This window comes from Azospirillum ramasamyi, from assembly GCF_003233655.1.
GTDB classification, from domain to species: domain Bacteria; phylum Pseudomonadota; class Alphaproteobacteria; order Azospirillales; family Azospirillaceae; genus Azospirillum; species Azospirillum ramasamyi.
On sequence record NZ_CP029831.1, the window covers coordinates 583,176 to 600,543 of the forward strand.

Annotated in this window: 15 protein-coding genes; 12 read left to right on the top strand and 3 right to left on the bottom strand. The window is 67.6% G+C overall.

The genetic code is table 11. The features are described from left to right. The first annotated feature begins 3 nt into the window (after window positions 1–3). The 5 genes from tauB to DM194_RS19010 are packed head-to-tail and all read left to right on the top strand — an operon-like array spanning window position 4 to window position 4,745. Window positions 4–807, top strand: coding sequence for a taurine ABC transporter ATP-binding subunit (tauB, locus tag DM194_RS18990; RefSeq protein WP_111069110.1), 804 nt, complete (start codon window positions 4–6; stop codon window positions 805–807). Then, window positions 804–1,703, top strand: a complete 900-nt coding sequence (locus DM194_RS18995) for an ABC transporter permease subunit (protein WP_425457308.1) — start codon at window positions 804–806, stop codon at window positions 1,701–1,703. Before tauB ends, DM194_RS18995 begins: the two co-directional genes overlap by 4 nt. 27 nt (window positions 1,704–1,730) lie before the next feature. Continuing rightward, window positions 1,731–2,516: a sulfite exporter TauE/SafE family protein gene (locus DM194_RS19000; RefSeq protein WP_111069111.1), complete on the top strand. Its 786-nt coding sequence runs from the start codon at window positions 1,731–1,733 to the stop codon at window positions 2,514–2,516. Window positions 2,517–2,530: 14 nt separating this feature from the next. Next, complete coding sequence (locus tag DM194_RS19005) at window positions 2,531–3,304, top strand: SDR family NAD(P)-dependent oxidoreductase (protein ID WP_111069112.1); 774 nt, start codon at window positions 2,531–2,533, stop codon at window positions 3,302–3,304. 43 nt (window positions 3,305–3,347) lie between these two features. Then, a complete protein-coding gene (locus DM194_RS19010) occupies window positions 3,348–4,745 on the top strand; it encodes an aminotransferase family protein (protein ID WP_111069113.1) in 1,398 nt (465 codons plus the stop codon). Between the two features lie 95 nt (window positions 4,746–4,840). Here DM194_RS19010 and mntR read toward each other — a convergent pair whose 3' ends face one another. Beyond that, on the bottom strand, window positions 4,841–5,290 hold the full coding sequence (gene mntR / locus DM194_RS19015) for a manganese-binding transcriptional regulator MntR (protein ID WP_246024486.1): 450 nt from the start codon (window positions 5,288–5,290) through the stop codon (window positions 4,841–4,843). Between the two features lie 228 nt (window positions 5,291–5,518). On the opposite strand from mntR, the gene DM194_RS19020 reads away from it, so the two are divergent. The 5 genes from DM194_RS19020 to DM194_RS19040 all read left to right on the top strand — a co-directional run bounded on the left by DM194_RS19020 (window position 5,519) and on the right by DM194_RS19040 (window position 10,505). Continuing rightward, window positions 5,519–6,505: a metal ABC transporter solute-binding protein, Zn/Mn family gene (locus tag DM194_RS19020; protein ID WP_111069115.1), complete on the top strand. Its 987-nt coding sequence runs from the start codon at window positions 5,519–5,521 to the stop codon at window positions 6,503–6,505. Window positions 6,506–6,519: 14 nt separating this feature from the next. After that, entirely contained in the window at window positions 6,520–7,335 is an 816-nt protein-coding gene (locus DM194_RS19025; protein ID WP_111069116.1) for a metal ABC transporter ATP-binding protein, read from the top strand. Between the two features lie 3 nt (window positions 7,336–7,338). Further along, a complete protein-coding gene (locus DM194_RS19030) occupies window positions 7,339–8,562 on the top strand; it encodes a metal ABC transporter permease (RefSeq protein ID WP_111069117.1) in 1,224 nt (407 codons plus the stop codon). Further along, window positions 8,562–9,494, top strand: coding sequence for a metal ABC transporter permease (locus DM194_RS19035; RefSeq protein WP_111069118.1), 933 nt, complete (start codon window positions 8,562–8,564; stop codon window positions 9,492–9,494). The genes DM194_RS19030 and DM194_RS19035 overlap by 1 nt, the downstream gene beginning before the upstream one ends. A 141-nt stretch (window positions 9,495–9,635) precedes the next feature. Beyond that, window positions 9,636–10,505, top strand: a complete 870-nt coding sequence (locus DM194_RS19040) for a tellurite resistance TerB family protein (protein ID WP_111069119.1) — start codon at window positions 9,636–9,638, stop codon at window positions 10,503–10,505. A gap of 15 nt (window positions 10,506–10,520) precedes the next feature. Here the strand turns inward: DM194_RS19040 and DM194_RS19045 are convergent, their stop codons facing one another. Next, window positions 10,521–12,830, bottom strand: a complete 2,310-nt coding sequence (locus DM194_RS19045; protein ID WP_111069120.1) for an FdhF/YdeP family oxidoreductase — start codon at window positions 12,828–12,830, stop codon at window positions 10,521–10,523. Between the two features lie 339 nt (window positions 12,831–13,169). Here DM194_RS19045 and DM194_RS19050 point away from each other — a divergent pair, with 339 nt between their 5' ends. After that, a complete protein-coding gene (locus DM194_RS19050; RefSeq protein ID WP_111069121.1) occupies window positions 13,170–13,682 on the top strand; it encodes a YciE/YciF ferroxidase family protein in 513 nt (170 codons plus the stop codon). A gap of 96 nt (window positions 13,683–13,778) precedes the next feature. On the opposite strand, the gene DM194_RS19055 is transcribed toward DM194_RS19050, so the two are convergent. Beyond that, window positions 13,779–14,792 carry a chemotaxis protein CheB gene (locus DM194_RS19055; RefSeq protein WP_111069122.1) on the bottom strand — a complete coding sequence of 338 codons (1,014 nt, stop codon included), beginning with the start codon at window positions 14,790–14,792 and terminating at the stop codon, window positions 13,779–13,781. 159 nt (window positions 14,793–14,951) lie between these two features. Between DM194_RS19055 and DM194_RS19060 the strand changes: the two genes are divergently transcribed. Next, window positions 14,952–17,219 (top strand): CheR family methyltransferase, encoded by a 2,268-nt coding sequence (locus DM194_RS19060; RefSeq protein WP_176581462.1) that lies wholly within the window; start codon window positions 14,952–14,954, stop codon window positions 17,217–17,219. The last annotated feature ends 149 nt before the right edge of the window (window positions 17,220–17,368 follow it).

Here is a 17,368-nt window from a genome sequence, read left to right on the forward strand (position 1 = left end):
AGCATGCTCGAAGTCCGGAATGTCAGCGTCCAGTATGGCGGCGGCGAAACTGGCACCGTCGCCCTGTCCTGGGTCAACCTGACCATCGGGCCGGGGGAGTTCGTGGTGGCGCTCGGCGCGTCGGGCTGCGGCAAGACGACCCTGCTGTCCTGCATCGCAGGCTTCCTGCCGGCGACGGACGGAGACATCCTGCTGGACGGCAAGCCGGTCACCGGGCCGGGAGCCGACCGCGGGGTGGTGTTCCAGCGCCATGCCCTGATGCCCTGGCTGAACGTGGTCGACAATGTCGCCTTCGGCCTGAAGATGCAGGGCATCGGCAAGGCGGAGCGGACGCAGCGTGCCCGCAACATGCTGGAACTGGTCGGGCTCGCGTCCTTCGCCGACAAGCGGATCTACGAGCTGTCGGGCGGCATGCAGCAGCGCGTCGGCATCGCCCGCGCGCTGGCCGCCGATCCTCGCATGCTGCTGATGGACGAACCGCTGGGCGCCCTCGACGCCTTCACCCGCGAGCAGATTCAGGAGTTGATCCTGCGGGTGTGGGCGGAGACGCGCAAGATGGCCTTCTTCATCACCCACGAGGTGGAGGAGGCGATCTTCCTCGCCACCAAGCTGATCATCATGACCCCGCGCCCCGGCCGGATCGCCGAGACGATCCCGCTCGACTTCAGCCGGCGCTTTCTGGCCGGGCAGGATGCGCGGTCGGTCAAATCCTCCCCCGACTTCATCGCCATGCGCGAAAGGGTTCTGGGCTTCATCCACGACCGCACCGGCAGCCATAGCGACGCCGCCACAGGAGAGGCCGCATGAAACCCACCACGACGGACTCCACCCTTCCGGACTCCACCCTTACGGATCGGCCGAAGTCCTCCGACGCCCTGGCCGGCATTCCGTCCGGCATGGTGCCGCTGAACCGTCTGCGCCGCCGGATGCAGGGTTTCCGCTCCCAGCCGGCGCTTATCAGCATGGCGGCCATCCTGGCCGCGCTGGCGTTGTGGGCGGCGCTGACCGGCCAGGGCGTGGTGAAGCCGCTGTTCCTGCCGAAGATCGGAACGGTCTTCCAGGCCTTCCTCGACGCGGTGGACGGGCAGATCGACGGGGCGCCGCTGACCGAGCACATCGCCATGAGCCTGCTGCGCGTGGTCAGCGCCTTCCTGCTGGCGGCGCTGATCGGCATCCCGGTGGGGCTGGCGACCGGGCTCAGCCCGTCCTTGCGGGCGGCGCTCGATCCCTTCATCGAATTCTACCGGCCGCTGCCGCCGCTGGCCTATCTGCCGCTGGTCATCATCTGGTTCGGCATCGGCGAGACGTCGAAGATCCTGCTGATCTTCTTCGCCTGCTTCGCCCCGGTGGCGCTGGCCGCACGGGCCGGCGTCACGGCCGCCGCCGCCGATCAGGTCAATGCCGCCCGCGCGCTGGGCGCCAGCCGCTGGCAGGTGGTGGTGCATGTGGTGCTGCCGGCGGCCTTGCCCGACATCCTGGTGGGGCTGCGAATCGGCATGGGTGTGGGCTGGACGACCTTGGTCGCCGCCGAGATGGTCGCCGCTTCCACCGGCATCGGGCAGATGGTGCTGAACGCCTCCAACTTCCTGCGCACCGACATCGTGCTGATGGGGATTTTCGTCATCGGCGCCTTCGCCGCCCTGTTCGAGTTCGGCATGCGCTGGCTGGAACGCCGGCTGGTGCCCTGGAAGGGCAAGGTCTGAACCCGCTGCGGGAAGGTCGCGCGCAGGATGTCCACTTTCCCGCAGTCCATCGTTCCGCTGTCGATGATCCTCTTCGGCGGCGTGACCTTCATCGCCGCCGCCTTCCGCGGGGTGACGGGGTTCGGATACGCCCTGATCGCCGCGCTGGGGCTGCTGTTCCTGCCCTCTCCCGCCGCCGGGATTCCCTTCATCCTGATCAGCGACCTGTTGCTGACCTTCTTCCTGCTGCTGGACCGCGAGCAGGGGAGGGTCGACTGGGCGGTGTCGGGGCTGCTGCTGGCGATGGGCTTCGCCGGCGCGCTGTGCGGCAGCCTGATCGCCGCCGGCCTCGACGACGAAACCGCGCGGGTGCTGGTCGCCGTGACCATCTTCGTCGCGGCCTGCGTCGCCCTGGTGCGCGAGCCGCCGCCCTGGCTGCGGCACCGGGCGATCGGCGCCGGCCTTGCCTTCGTCGTCGGCGTGCTGCTGGCCGCCTTCGCCGTCGGCGGACCGCTGATCGCGGCGTGGCTGCTGGCCGGCGGGCGGGACCGGCGGACGATCAAGGGCACGCTGGCGGTGTTCTTCGGCGCGGTCGATGCGCTCAGCCTCGCCGGCCGCGCCATGGTCGGAGCCATCGACCCCGGCGTGGTCGGGCTGCTGGCGACCTACATGGGGCCGACGCTCGCCGGCTACGCCGCCGGCCGGCTGCTGTCCGCCCGCATCGGCTTCGACGGCTGGCGGCGGCTGGCCTCCGGGGGGCTGCTCGCCGTGGCGGTCGCCGGGCTGATCCAGACCGCCGTCACACTGGGCCTGAGCTTCACCACTCCGTCATGAGGAAAGATCACGCAATGTCGAACTTAGCCCCGCAGATCGCTCTCGTCACGGGCGCCACCTCCGGCTTCGGCGACGCCATCGCCCGGCGGCTGGCGGCGGAGGGCTGGCGGATCGTCGCCACCGGCCGGCGCTGGGACCGGCTGGACGCCCTGGTCGAGGCGCTGGGCGGGCCGGCGGTGGTCCATCCGCTGTGCTTCGACATCCGCGACGAGGAGGCGACGCGCGCCGCCCTGGCCTCCCTGCCGGCGGAATTCGCCGGCATCTCCGTCCTGGTCAACAACGCCGGGCTGGCGCTGGGCACCGGGGCCGCGCAGGACTGCGGCCTGGAGCAGTGGCGGGCCATGATCGACACCAACGTCACCGGGCTGGTGACCATCACCCGGCTGCTGCTGGACCGGCTGATCGCGCGGCGCGGGCTGATCGTCAATCTCGCCTCCATCGCCTCCAACTGGCCCTATCCCGGCGGCAACGTCTATGCCGGCACCAAGGCCTTCGTGAAGCAGTTCTCGCTCGGCCTGCGCAGCGATCTGTCGGCGCAGGGCGTGCGCGTGACCTCCATCGAGCCGGGCCTGTCGGAAAGCGAATTCACCCTGGTCCGCACCGGCGGCGACAAGGCGGCCTATGACGCGCTCTATGCCGGCGCCGACCCGCTGCAGCCGGAGGACATCGCCGAGACGGTGCGCTGGGTGGTGTCGCTGCCGCCCCACGTCAACATCAACAGCGTGGAGGTCATGCCGGTCAGCCAGTCCTGGGCGCCGTTCAGAATCCACCGCCAAACCCCCGCCTGATCCCGCCCTGAGCGGCACCGCATAACACCCGAGGAGATGACCGATGGATGACGTCCTTCGGAACCACCAGTCGCGCACCAACGATATCCGCCACGTCATCGAGGCCGACCGCGCCCATGTCTGGCATCATCTGACCCAGCACAAGGGCTTCGAGACGACCGACCCGCGCATCTTCGTCGAAGGCAAGGGGATGCGGGTGTGGGACGCCACCGGTCGCGAGTATCTCGACGCGGTGTCGGGCGGCGTGTGGACGGTCAATGTCGGCTATGGCCGGGCCAGCATCGCCGACGCGGTGCGCGACCAGCTGGTGAAGCTCAACTATTTCGCCAACTCCGCCGGGTCGATCGCCGGCGCCCGCTTCGCCGAGAAGCTGATCGGCAGGATGCCGGGGATGAGCCGGGTCTATTATTCCAACTCCGGTTCGGAAGCGAACGAGAAGGTGTTCAAGATGGTGCGCCAGATCGCGCACCGGCACCATGGCGGCCGCAAATCCAAGATCCTCTATCGCGAGCGCGACTATCACGGCACCACGCTCGGCACGCTGGCGGCGGCGGGGCAGGCGCAGCGGCGCGCCCAGTTCGGCCCCTTCCCCGACGGCTTCGTCGAGGTGCCGCATTGCCTGGAATACCGCAGCCAGTACGGCGCGGTGGAGAATTACGGCGAGATGGCCGCCGATGCCATCGAGGCGGTGATCCTGCGCGAGGGGCCGGACACGGTCGGCGCGCTGTGCCTGGAGCCGATCACCGCCGGCGGCGGCGTCATCACCCCGCCGAAGGGGTATTGGGAGAAGGTGCAGGACATCTGCCGCCGTCACGACGTGCTTCTGCACATCGACGAGGTGGTGTGCGGCGTCGGGCGCACCGGTGCGTGGTTCGGCTATCAGCATTACGGCGTGCAGCCGGATTTCGTCACCATGGCGAAGGGGGTGGCGTCCGGCTATGCCGCGATCTCCTGCACCGTGACGACCGAGCGGATCTTCGAGCTGTTCAAGGACGATCCCGCCGACCCGCTGTCCTTCTTCCGCGACATCTCGACCTTCGGCGGCTGCGTCGCCGGGCCGGCGGCGGCGCTGGAGAATATGCGGATCATCGAGGACGAGCATCTCATCGCCAACACCCAGGCGATGGGGGAGCGGCTGCTGTCCGGGCTGTGGGAATTGTCGGAGCGTCATCGCGCCGTCGGCGACGTGCGCGGCAAGGGGCTGTTCTGCGGCGTCGAGCTGGTGCAGGACCGGGCGACGAAGGAACCGGCGGAGGAGAAGCTGGTGCAGGCGGTCGTCGCCGACTGCATGGCGAACGGCGTCATCATCGGCGCGACCAACCGTTCGCTGCCCGGGCTGAACAACACGCTGTGCCTCAGCCCGGCATTGATCGCCACCGCCGACGACATCGACCGCATCGTGGCTGCGATCGACGGCGCATTGTCGCGCGTCTTCCCCTGATGATCCTCCCTCGCTTCGGTGGTTCTTGCGCAAGTCCGAGGCTTCGAAGAAGATCGGCGCAAAATGCACAAGAGCCACCGGCCGGGCAGGATGGCTCAGCCGCGTTCCTCGGCTAGAAAGCGCGCGAATGCCTGCAGCGTTTCCGCGCTGACATGGTGCTCGATGCCCTCGGCGTCGATCCGCGCGTTCTCCGCACTGACGCCGAGCGCCAGAAGGAAGGTCTCCACGATCTGGTGGCGTTCGCGGGTGCGCTCGGCGATGTCGCGGCCCTCGCCCGTCAGGAAAACGCCGCGATAGGGGCGTTGCGTGATCAGCCCGCCGTCGGCCAGCCGCTTCAGCATCTTCGCCACCGTCGGCTGCGTCACGCCGAGAGCGGCCGCGATGTCCACCTGACGGGCTTCGCCCTGCTCGTCGATCAGGTCGGCGATCAGCTCGAGATAATCCTCCTGCAACTCCAAGCGCCGCGCGCGCCGGGCCTGCCGAAAGCTCTCGACACGATCGTCGGCCTCTTCCGTGCCGGTGGAGTGTTGTTTCTCGCTGGTCATCTGCATTGGCCTTGCTCCGGGCACGGACCGTAAGCAACTTGCGGAATTATAGCAAAGGCTTTGATTCGGACGCGCACGCGAAATGGAGGCCACCCTCCACTATAGAGCAAAGCCTGGCCTCTTGAAATTAGCCGAGGCTATAACAAATCGACTGGGCATCAGAAATGGGGGACTCCGTGGCGCGGCACGCTCCGGCAGCCGGTCCCGAACGCGGGAGGACAGTGACCGATGCGAGTGTCGAGGCGATGTCTCTTGGGGGCGGCCACCGCCTTTCCGGTCATGGCGGCCATGCCCTTCGCGATGGCCCCCGAGCCGGCGCGGGCGCAGGCCGCCCCGCTCTCCGTGGTGGCGACGACCGGCATGATCGCCGACGCGGCGCGGCAGGTCGGCGGCGGGCTTGTGGAGGTCCGCGCGCTGATGGGGCCGGGCGTCGACCCCCATGCCTACCGCCTGACCCGGACCGACATCGTCGCCATGACCAAGGCGGACCTCGTGCTTTGGCACGGCCTCTATCTGGAAGCCCAGATGGTGGACTTCATGCGCGACCTCGCAAGGAAGCGGCGTATCGTGGCGGTCGCCGAGACCCTGCCGCGCGAGCGGTTGCGAGCGCATGAGGACTATGCCGACAAGTTCGACCCTCATGTCTGGATGGATCCGAACCTGTGGTCCCTCGTCGTGGTGGCGGTGCGGGAGGCGCTGATCGAGGCGAAGCCCGACGCTGCCGACGCCTTCCGGGCCAACGCCGACAGGCATCTGGCCGAGTTGACGGAACTTGCCGGCTATGCCGTGGGCGCACTCTCCTCCGTGCCGGCCGAAAGCCGGATCCTGCTCACGGCCCATGACGCCTTCAACTACTTCGGCCCGGCCTACGGCTTCGAGGTGATGGGCATCCAGGGGATTTCCACGGAGAGCGAGGCGGGGATCAGCCGCATCTCCGAACTCGTCGATCTTCTCGTGACGCGGCGCATCGGCGCGGTCTTCGTGGAATCGTCGGTCTCGGAACGCAACATCCGCGCGCTGATCGAGGGGGCTGCGGCAAGGGGCCACAAGGTCGTCATCGGTGGCGAGCTTTTCTCCGACGCCATGGGAGCCGACGGCACCTACGAAGGCACCTATGTCGGCATGATCGACCACAACGCGACGGTCATCTCCCGTGCCCTGGGCGGCGACGCGCCCGAGCGCGGCATGAAGGGCCGCCTGTCGGCCGGTAGCTGAGGGAGAACGCGGCGATGACATCCTCCGCGCTCAAGCTCGCCGCCGCGCATGGCCAGGCCGTGCGGCGGGACGCCGCGACGGAAAGCCCGCTGGCGGTTCGGGGCATGACCGTGTCCTATGGCGGGAAGCCGGCCATCTTTTCGGTGGACGCCACCGTGCCGGCCGGCTGCATGGCCGCCATCATCGGTCCCAACGGCGCCGGCAAGTCGACGCTGCTGAAGGCTGTGCTGGGCATCGTGCCGGCGCTGTCGGGAACCGCCACCGTGTTCGGGCTGCCGCTGGCGCGGGCACGCAGCCGCATCGCCTATGTGCCGCAGCGTGCCAGCGTCGACTGGGATTTCCCCACGCGGGTGATCGACGTGGTGCTGATGGGTTTCTACCGCGAAGTCGGCCTGCTGCGCCCGATACGGGCGCGCCACCGGGAGGCCGCGCGCGCCTGCCTCGACCGGGTCGGCATGGCCGATTTCGCGGAACGGCAGATCGGACAGCTTTCGGGCGGGCAGCAGCAGCGCGTCTTCCTCGCCCGCGCGCTGGCCCAGAACGCCGACCTCTACCTGCTCGACGAGCCGTTCGCCGGGGTGGACGCGGCCACCGAGAAGGCCATCATCGACGTGCTGAAGTCCCTCAACGCGGAGCGCCGCACGGTGGTGGCCGTCCATCACGACCTCGCGACGGTGGCCGACTACTTCGATCATGTGCTGTTCATCAACGTGCACAAGATCTCCGAGGGGCCGGTGGCGAGCACCTTCACGGCCGAGAACCTGCAGGCGACCTATGGCGGGCGGCTGGCGACCTCGCATATCGAGCAGTTTCTGCCGTCCGGAGCGTGATCCATGCCGATCGGCGCCTTCCTTGACGCTTTGCTTCTCCAGGCCGGCTACAACGCCGCCCTGGTCGCTGTCGGCGCGGCGCTGCTGGGGGTGGCGGCCGGCAGCGCGGGTACCTTCCTGTTCCTGCGCAAGCGCGCGCTCGTCAGCGACGCGGTGGCGCATGCGACCCTGCCGGGCATCGGGCTGGCCTTCATGGCGATGGTCGCGCTGGGGGGCGACGGGCGCAACCTGCCGGGCCTCCTGCTGGGTTCGGCCGCTTCCGCCGTGGTCGGCCTGCTGCTGGTCGAATGGATCACCCGCCGCACCCGTCTTGCCGAGGACGCGGCGATCGGGGCCGTCCTGTCGGTGTTCTTCGGCTTCGGCATCGTGCTGCTCACCGTCATCCAGACCATGTCCGGGGGGCGGCAGGCGGGGCTGGAGAGCTTCCTGCTGGGCTCGACCGCCGGCATGCTGTTCCAGGACGCCGTGGTCATCGCCGCAGGCGGCGCCCTGGCGGTCGGCGCGGTGGTGCTGTTGCGCCGGCCGATGACGCTGGTGGCCTTCGACCCAGGATACGCGGTGGCCTCCGGCGTCCGGGTGCGCTGGATCGATCTGGCGATGATGGGGCTGGTGATGGCCGTAACGGTCATCGGGCTGAAGCTGGTCGGGCTGATTCTGGTGGTGGCGCTGCTGATCATCCCGGCGGTCACGGCGCGCTTCTGGACCGACCGCACTGACCGCGTCCTGTGGATCGCCGGGCTTCTGGGCGGTACGGCCGGCTATCTGGGCGCCGCGGTCTCCGCCTCCGCGCCGCAGCTGCCGACCGGGCCGATCATCGTTTTGATGTGCTTCGCCCTGTTCACCGTCTCGCTCCTGTTCGCGCCGACGAGGGGCGTGCTGGCGGCGATCCTGCGCCACCGGCATTATCGGGTGCGCGTGCACCGGCGCCAGGGGCTGCTGGCGCTCGCGCGGGGCGAGGCGATCCTGGATCCGCTCACCATCGCCGTCCTTCGGCGCGAGCGGCTGATCCGCCGCGACCGTGTTCCGACCGAAGCCGGCGTGGCGCAGGCGGCGAAGGTGCTGCGCGACGAGAAGCGCTGGGAGATCGCGCGCCGCATCCATTGGGACGATGCCGTTGCCGGCCAGTACGACGGCCTTACGCCGATCGAAGCCGTGCTGACGAGGGACGAGATCGCCGAGATCGACCGCAGGATCGGCGGTCCCGCGATGGTCGGGGGAGGGGCCTGATGGGTGCGGAGTTCGTTCAGCTGAGCCTGACGCCCATGGTGATCGGCACCTTGGCGGCCATTGCCTGTGCGCTGCCCGGCAATTTTCTGATGTTGCGGCGGCAGGCGCTGATCGGCGACGCCATCAGCCACGTCGTCCTGCCGGGGATCGTGGTGGCCTTCCTGGTCGCGCGGTCGGTCTCGACCTGGCCGATGATGATCGGGGCCGGCGGCGCGGCGGTCGTGGCCGTGATCCTGATCGAGGCGATCAAGCGGTTGGGCCGCATCGAGCCCGGAGCCGCGATGGGGGTCGTTTTCACCTCCATGTTCGCGGCGGGCGTGCTCCTGCTGGAACAGACCGACACCAGCACGGTCCATCTGGACGTGGAGCATGCGCTGCACGGCAATCTGGAAAGCCTGATCTGGCTATCGGCGGAAGGCTGGCATTCCCTGCTCGACCGGCAGGCTTTGGCCGAACTGCCGCCGGAGCTGTGGCGGCTGGCCGCCGCCACCACGCTGATCGTCCTTCTCACCCTGCTGTTCTGGCGCCCGCTGAAGATCTCCACCTTCGACGACGGCTACGCCGATGCCATCGGCATTCCCACGGCCCTGCTCGGCTTCGGGTTGGTGGTGACGGCTGCCGTCGCGGCCGTTGCGGCCTTCGACGCCGTCGGCTCGATCATCGTGATCGCCATGTTCATTTGTCCGCCCGCCGCCGCGAGGCTGATGACGAACCGCCTGGAGGCGCAGGTCCTGTGGAGCGTGGCCTTCGCCGTGTTGTCGGCGATCGTCGGCTACACGCTGGCCGGCTACGGCCCCCTGTGGTTGGGCGGGCAGTACGCGGTCAGCGCCGCCGGCATGATCGCCACCGTTTCCGGGGTGATCCTGGGGCTGGCCTGCCTTTTCGCCCCCCACCGCGCGCGCGTCGGCATGGGGCGCGAGACGGCCGGGTAAGGGGAGCAACTCGTCTTTCTTGCGAGGCGGCCGGTTTCAAAGGCCTGGAGCGACCCCATGTCTACGGCTCCCGACCCGGACTTCCTGGCCGGGTCTGGTCTTTCCTGCGCCAGCCCTTGAACCCCAACGAGGAAGGGAACGATGAGCAACCTGAGCAAAGTCCTCGGCGTCATCCTGGCCAACGGGCTTGCCGGCCGCACGGGCCGGGGGCCGGCCTTTGCCGCTGCGATGCCTCTGCTCCTCGGCAAGAAGGGCAAGAAGAAAAAGATGAAGCACCTCTACGGCCACGGCTATGGCGGTCCGCATGGAACTCCCTATGGACCGGCCGCAGGGATGGGCGGGCTGGCCGGCGGATTGACGGGCGGCCATGGTTCGGGGCTGCTTCAGAAGGCGGGGCTCGCCTCGCTGGCCTACCTCGCCTACCGCGCCTATCAGGACAGCCAGAAGCCGGCGCCGGCCGGATCGCAGCCTCCTCCCGCCGCCGGCGGGCCGCTGGGCGGCATCCTCGACCGGTTGGGGCTTGGTGGCGCGTTTGGCGGTGCCATGGGGGGCGGCGCCGCGGGAGGTGGTGCCATGGGGAGTGGCAGCGTCCTGGGCGGCGGTGCGGCGGGTGGTCTCGGCGACCGTCTGGCCGGGGTGCTGCGCGGCGGTGCGCCGGAACCCGATATGGGCGACGCCAAGGCGCTTCTGCTGATCCGCGCCATGATCGCCGCGGCGAATGCGGACGGGCGGATATCGCCCGATGAACAGAGCCGTATCCTCGACAGCCTGGACGCCGCCCAGGCCGATCCGGAAGACCGGCGGATCGTCGAGGCGGAATTGCGGTCCCCGCGCCCGATGGACGACATCGTCCGCGAGGTGCGCGACCCCGATACGGCGGAGCAGGTCTATCTCGCCTCCGAACTGGCGGTGCGCGGCGGCAGCGAGGTCGACCGTCAGTATCTGGCCTACCTCGCCGCCCGCCTCGGCCTGTCGGACTCCCGGCGGCAGGAGTTGGACTCGATGGTGTGACCCGTGGGTATTCCGTCAGGGGCGTGCCGGCGGGTCGGTGACGATGCGCACCGGAACGCCCTTGGCGGCGGGGGTTTCCGACGCCTCGTCGTGGTACCAGAGCGGGATCAGCGGGTTCATCTCCGGATAGTAGGAGCCGACGCAGCCGCGCGGCAGCTGGAAGGGCGTCACCGTCAAACCGTTCACCCGCCGGTCGACGCCGTCGCCGGCATCGCCGGCAAGCCCGACCACCTGCCCCTCCCATAGCCCGGCGGCGGCGATGTCGGCCGGGTTCATCAGCAGCACGTCGCGTGTGCCCTCGATCCCGCGCAGCCGGTCGGAATAGCCGTAGATCGTGGTGTTGAACTGGTCGTTGGACCGCATGGTGATCAGCCGGTAGCGGCCCGGCGCATCTTCGAACCCGATCGCGCGCAGATGCCCCGGCGGGGTGAAATGGGCCTTGCCCGACGGCGTCTTCCACACCCGGTCGCGCGCCGAATTGCCGCGGTAGAAGCCGCCCGGCGTGAAGACCCGTTCGTTGAAGCGGTGGAACTGGTCGGGATAGGTCTCTTCGATCAGGGCGCGGATGCGGCGGTAGTCGGCCACCCATTCATCCCATTTGACCTTCGGGTTCGCCGGCAGGGTCGCCTTGGCCATGCCGGCGACGATGGCGACCTCCGATTTCAGATGGGGGCTGGCCGGCGTGTTGTTGCCGAGCGAGCCGTGGATGCAGCTCAGGCTGTCCTCCATCGTCACCGCCTGCGCGCCGCTTTCCTGCAAATCCTCCTCCGAGCGGCCCAGGCAGGGCAGCAGGAAGGCGACCTCGCCGTTGATCAGGTGGCTGCGGTTCAGCTTGGTCGCGATCTGGACGGTCAGGCGCATGCGGGGCCAAGCCGCCTCCATCCGGTCGCGCTCGGGAATGGCGCGGACGAAGTTGCCGCCCAGCCCGATGAAGGCCTTGACCTCGCCCGACAGGATCTTCTCGCAGGCCTTGACGGTGTTCAGCCCCTCCTTGCGCGGCGGCTCGAAGCCGAACTGTTCGGCCAGCCGGTCGAGCGGCACCAGTTCCGGCTTTTCCGCGATGCCGACGGTGCGCTGGCCCTGGACGTTGGAATGGCCGCGGACCGGCGAGATGCCGGTGCCCTCGCGCCCGATGTTGCCCTTCAGCAGCCACAGGTTCACCAGCGCGGCCAGCGTTTCCGACCCGCGCACATGCTGGGTCAGGCCCATGCCGTACATGGCGATGGAGCGGTCGGCCTCGATGTAGACGTCGGCGGCCTGCTTCAGATCCTCGCGCGTCAGACCGGATTCCCGTTCGATCTCGTCCCAGCTCACGGCCTCCACCCGCGCCTTCATCTCCTCGAAGCCGACGGTGTGCTGCGCGATGAAGTCGGGGTCGATGACGTGCCGCTTCTGGCTGGACCAGCGCGCATCCTCCGCCGCCAGCACATGCTTGATCAGGCCGGTGATCGCGGCGATGTCGCCGCCGGCCTTGACCTGGAAATAGAGCGTCGAGATCCGCGTGTCCTTGCCGGTCAGCATCTCCAGCGGGCTCTGCGGATTGCGGAAGAACTCCAGGCCCTTTTCGCGCACGGGGTTGAAGGTGACGATCTTCGCGCCGCGCTTCACCGCCTGCTGCAGCGGGTGGAGAAGGCGCGGGCTGTTGGACCCGGTGTTCTGGCCGAAGAAGAAGATGGCGTCGCAGCTTTCGAAATCGTTCAGAACGCTGGTGCCGACCGGCGATCCGATGACCTTTTGCAGTGCGACCGAGGTCGTCTCGTGGCACATGTTGGAGCTGTCGGGCAGGTTGTTGTGCCCGTACAGCCGCGCGAACAGCGCGTAGAGGTAGGAGGTCTCCAGGCTGGCGCGGCCGGAGGCGTAGAAGACCGCCTGTTCCGGGTCGATGGCGCGCAGTTCCGCGCCGATGGCGGTGAAGGCTTCCTCCCAGCTGCAGGGCACATAGCGGTCGGTGGCGCGGTCGTAGCGCATGGGGTGGGTCAATCGCCCCTGCTGCTCCAGGTCGTGGTCGTTCCAGCCCTTCAGTGCGCTGACCGTATGTTGGGCGAAGAACTCCGGCGTGCAGCGCCGGCTCGTCAGCTCCCAGATCGTCGCCTTGGCGCCGTTCTCGCAGAACTCGAAAGTGTGCGGCTCGGCCGGCTTGCCCCAGGCGCAGGATACGCACATGAAGCCGCCGGGCTTGTTCTGCCGGCGCAGCGTGTCGAGCACGGCGGGCGTCGGCCTCTCATTCCCCATGATCCGGGTTATGGAGCCGACCGAGCCCCAGCCGCCGGCGGGCCTATCGTAATGCAGGGTGTTCTCGTCGTCCGACAGTCCGTCGATGCTCATGGCGCGGGTCCTTCAGCGGATTGGTCTTGAGGTCAGGACGGGCATGATCTTTTGGGCGGCGTGGCCGCCGGACTCCCGGTTACGTCCAACCGGCCGCGAGGCGACTGGTTCCGCACCACGGCCGCGCGGGCGGAGCGTCCGCCCCCCCCCAGGCCCACGCTGCCGCAACGACATAAGCCCTCCGTTGAGCGGGGGCCGGGCGTAATGGAGCCGCGCCTGTTCTGTTGGCGAGGGGGACAGGCTGCCGTGCCGCATCCAGCAAGGATCGCCGGAAGCGGCACGGCGGCGTCCGGGGAAGCGCCCCCGGAAAGAAATCCTCAGGTCAGTGGAGAACCATTCATGCCCAACGCCAAAGACAACCTGATCGCATGGCTGCGCGACGCCCACGCCATGGAAAGCCAGGCGGTCGAGATGCTTGAGCGTCAGGTCGATCGTATCAAGAACTACCCGGAGATGCTGGCGAAGGCCCAGGAGCATATTCAGGTTTCCAACCGCCAGGCGGAACGGCTGAGCCAGTGCCTGCAGTCGCTCGGCAGCAGCACCTCGTCGATCAAGACCGGGGTCGGCATGCTGATCGGCAATGCGCAGTCCCTGTCGGGCGTGTTCGCCGACGACGAGGTCGTGAAGGCCGGAATCTTCGATTATGCCTTCGAGCATTTCGAGATCGCCAACTATCGCGCCCTGATCGCCGCCGCCAACCGGGCCGGCGAGACGGAGATCGCCCGCACGCTCCAGCAGAGCCTGGACGAGGAGATCGAGATGGCCTCCTGGCTGGAGCAGCGCCTGCCCCAGGTCACCGAAACCTACCTGTCGCGTCAGGAAGCCGGGGAGCCCGCCGAAGCCAAGCGCTGATCGCCGGAACACCGGAGAACGGGCCGGGGAACGGGAAAGCAGGGGCACGCCGGGGCCGCGCCGATGGGCGCGGTTCCCGGCTTGCCCGTTTTCGGATCAGCGCTTCTTCTGCTCGCTGGTCCGCTTCACCTCAGGTTTGGACAGAACGCTCCGCAACAGTTCTGCGTTCTGCCGTGCTTCCTGCATCTGCTGGTCCCAATTGGCGGCGATCTGGCTCTGGCCGCGTTCCCTGGCATGAGCCGCCAGCCGCCGGAACAGTTCGACACGCTCTTCATGGGTGCGCAGGGCCACCCAAAGGGCCTTTTCCATCGTCTCCGTCTGCGCTTCCTCCATGCTGTCGGGGCTGTAGGCATGGCCGACCTGGCAGCGGAAGCGCAGCACCGGGCCGTCCTGGATCTCGGAGAGGCCGCCGCCGCATTCGGGGCAGGAGAGGGTGGTCGGCCTGCCGACCGCCCTGGTATCGTCGGACATGGTCGTGAACTCCTGCTCAGCGATCCGCGCCTCGGTCGCGATGTCGAGCGGGACGGGAGGGCTTGGCGGTGCCGACTCCGCGGCAAGCCGGACGAGCAGGGCCGGCATACCGTCCAACGGCAGGACATGGTCGACCTCGCCCCGTTCCACGGCGCTCCGCGGCATGCCGGACCATTCGGCCTCCTCCGGATCCTGGGCTATGCCGATCCCGCCGCAGCGGCGGATCGCCCGCAACCCCGAGGTGCCGTCGTCCAGCGTGCCCGACAGCACGATTCCGACCACCCGGCTGCCGAAGGCGACGGCGGCGGAGCGGAAAAGCGGATCCGCCGCCGGCCGGGTGCGGTTTTCGCGGGGGCCGCGGCGGATCAGCACGCGGTCGCGGTGGACCAGCAGATGATGGTCGGGCGGCGCCACATGGATATGGCCTGGGCGGATGGGCTCTTCATCGGTCGGGTGGAAGGCCGGCAGCCAGCCGATCCGGTCGAGCAGTTGAGGCAGCGCGCTTTTCGCCGTCGGAGCGATATGGACGACGACGAACACCGTCGGCGCGCATTCCCTCGGCATGCCGCCGAACAGCCGCGTGAGGGCGCCCAGCCCGCCGGCCGATGCGCCGATGACGATGATGTCGCGATTATCCATCGAACCAGAACAGTGCCGGGCTTGTAGCGTTTCAACAGCCCGACAATATTTTCCGGCACTCCTTCTACGGTTCACGCATGCGGCCTAGAACCTCGCACCGCTTGAGTGGAATGCACGCCGGCGACTATGCTGCGTCCCACATGGTGGGTATGCAAGACGATGACGAAAAACATGGAAGATGCCGACAGCGATTTCGGCAGCCTGATTCGCCACATCCAGGAAAGCCGTGGAATTGACTTCCGCGGTTACAAGCGCACGAGCCTGGAACGGCGCATCCGCCGGCGGATGGAAGAGGTCGGCTGCGACAGCTTCGCCGCATACCATGCTTTCCTGGAGGCCCATCCCCAGGAATTCGTCGATCTTCTGAACACCGTCCTGATCAACGTCACATCCTTCTTCCGCGATAGCGACGCCTGGGACGTGCTGCGGCGCGATGTCGTTCCCCGCATTCTGGAGCGGAAGGGCAGCAATGGACCAATCCGCATCTGGAGCGTCGGCTGCGCGTCGGGTGAGGAGCCCTACTCCCTGGCGATGCTCTTCGCCGAGGTGCTGGGAACGACGGATTTCTGCCGGCGGGTCAAGATATACGCCACCGACCTGGACGATGCGGCCCTGAACACGGCACGCCACGCCACCTATGCGTCGCGCGAGGTCGAATCCGTTCCGCAGCCGCTGCTGGAACGCTATTTCGAGCGAACCAACAACCACTACGTGTTTCAACGCGAACTGCGCAAATGCGTCATCTTCGGCCGCCACAACGTGGTCAGTGACGCGCCCATCTCCCGGATCGACCTGCTGGTCTGCCGCAACTTGCTGATCTACCTGGAGGCCGATACCCAAGGCATCGTTCTTCCCCGTCTGCATTACGCGCTGGTCAATGACGGTTTCCTGTTTCTGGGGAAGGCGGAGACGCAGCTTGCACGGTCGCGCATGTTCGAGCCGGTGGATCTCAAGAGCCGCATCTTTTCCAAGGTGCCGCAGGAATGGCGCCGCACCGCCGGGGGCAGCCTGGCGCTGGCCAATGACGCCGCTGGCACCCGGGCCAACCAGCAGGCCCGACTGCTGGAAAGCATCGTCGACAGCAGTTCCACCGGCTATCTGGCGGTCAATGCCGAAGGCGTGCTGGTGTTCGCCAACGTCCATGCCCGCCGCCTGTTCGACATCGAGGAAACCGATATCGGCCGCCCCTTCCACGACCTGACCATTTCCTACCGGCCGACGGAGCTGCGCAGCCGAATCGAGGAAGTGCGCAATTCCGGCCGCATGGTGCGCATCGAACATCAGACCTTCACGCGGGCGGGGTCGGAGCCGGTACGGCTGACCATCGAGGTGGCGCCGCTCTACAGCCGGGATGGCAAGGCCTTCGCCACGCTGCTCAGCTTCTTCGACACCAGCCGCATCTTCCTGCTCCAGCAGGAGATCGAGGCGGCGCAGGAAAGCCTCGAGACGACCATCGAGGAGCTTCAGTCTTCCAACGAGGAGCTGGAGACGACCAATGAGGAACTCCAGTCTTCCAACGAGGAGTTGGAGACGACCAACGAGGAACTCCAGTCCACCAACGAGGAACTGGAGACGATGAACGAGGAACTGCGCTCCACCAACGAGGAACTGGAGGTCGCCAACGAGGAGATGCGGCGCCAGAGCGAGGAGGCCGGGGAGTACCGCCGCTACTCCGAATCCATCCTCCGCAGCATCGACGTCGGCATCATCGTTCTGGATGAAAACCTTACCGTTCAGTCCTGGAATCGCTGGAGCGAGAACATCTGGGGGCTTCGGAACGAGGAAGTGACGGGTGAGCCTTTCCTGGACCTCGACATCGGCCTGCCGGTGCCGCGGCTGCGCCGTCCGCTCCAGGACATTCTGAAGACCCAGGCTCCCGTCGATCCGGTGGAGATGGAGGCGATGGACCGCCGCGGCCGGCGGATCACCTGCCGCATCCGCATGTCCCCGCTGCTCTACGACAACCGTCTCGACCGCGGTGCCGTCCTGATCATCGAAGACGTGACCGAACGGGCGCGCTCCGATGCCTTCGCGAATTACCTCGGCCGCATCGTCGGGCAATCGTTGAACGAGGTTTATTTCCTCGACCCCATCACCTTCACCTTCCATCTGGTCAACAAGGGTGCGGAAGAGAAGCTGGGCTATTCTCTGGATATCTTGAGGCAGATTCCCCTGCACGACATGATGCCCAGCATCGATGCGATCGCTTTCGACAGGCTGGTGGCGCCGCTGCTGTCGGGAGAGAAGGCGGAAATCGTCTTCGAGACGACGATCGAACGCAGCGACCAGTCGGTTCGCCCGGTCGAGATCTGCATGCAGTATTTTGCCGAGGAGCAGCCGCCCATCCTGGTGGCGCTCGCTCACGAAGTGACGGAGCGCCAGCGCATAGGATCGGACGGCGACAAGGTGGAGGCGATGCCCGGATGATGGTGGAAGCGCGGGACGCCCGATCGGTCGCCTTGCGTCGTCCCAACTTGTCGTTCGATATTGAACATTTGTATTACCACTCGGAACTTTGGCGGATGCGGATAGTTTATAGAGTTCAATATATGTTGCCGTAAGCTCCCCGCTTGTTG

Coding starts and splice junctions, on each gene's coding strand:
- tauB (WP_111069110.1), top strand. CDS start 4: ATGCTCGAAGTCCGGAATGTCAGCGTCCAGTATGGCGGCGGCGAAACT.
- DM194_RS18995 (WP_425457308.1), top strand. CDS start 804: ATGAAACCCACCACGACGGACTCCACCCTTCCGGACTCCACCCTTACG.
- DM194_RS19000 (WP_111069111.1), top strand. CDS start 1,731: ATGTCCACTTTCCCGCAGTCCATCGTTCCGCTGTCGATGATCCTCTTC.
- DM194_RS19005 (WP_111069112.1), top strand. CDS start 2,531: ATGTCGAACTTAGCCCCGCAGATCGCTCTCGTCACGGGCGCCACCTCC.
- DM194_RS19010 (WP_111069113.1), top strand. CDS start 3,348: ATGGATGACGTCCTTCGGAACCACCAGTCGCGCACCAACGATATCCGC.
- mntR (WP_246024486.1), bottom strand. CDS start 5,290: ATGACCAGCGAGAAACAACACTCCACCGGCACGGAAGAGGCCGACGAT.
- DM194_RS19020 (WP_111069115.1), top strand. CDS start 5,519: ATGCGAGTGTCGAGGCGATGTCTCTTGGGGGCGGCCACCGCCTTTCCG.
- DM194_RS19025 (WP_111069116.1), top strand. CDS start 6,520: ATGACATCCTCCGCGCTCAAGCTCGCCGCCGCGCATGGCCAGGCCGTG.
- DM194_RS19030 (WP_111069117.1), top strand. CDS start 7,339: ATGCCGATCGGCGCCTTCCTTGACGCTTTGCTTCTCCAGGCCGGCTAC.
- DM194_RS19035 (WP_111069118.1), top strand. CDS start 8,562: ATGGGTGCGGAGTTCGTTCAGCTGAGCCTGACGCCCATGGTGATCGGC.
- DM194_RS19040 (WP_111069119.1), top strand. CDS start 9,636: ATGAGCAACCTGAGCAAAGTCCTCGGCGTCATCCTGGCCAACGGGCTT.
- DM194_RS19045 (WP_111069120.1), bottom strand. CDS start 12,830: ATGAGCATCGACGGACTGTCGGACGACGAGAACACCCTGCATTACGAT.
- DM194_RS19050 (WP_111069121.1), top strand. CDS start 13,170: ATGCCCAACGCCAAAGACAACCTGATCGCATGGCTGCGCGACGCCCAC.
- DM194_RS19055 (WP_111069122.1), bottom strand. CDS start 14,792: ATGGATAATCGCGACATCATCGTCATCGGCGCATCGGCCGGCGGGCTG.
- DM194_RS19060 (WP_176581462.1), top strand. CDS start 14,952: ATGACGAAAAACATGGAAGATGCCGACAGCGATTTCGGCAGCCTGATT.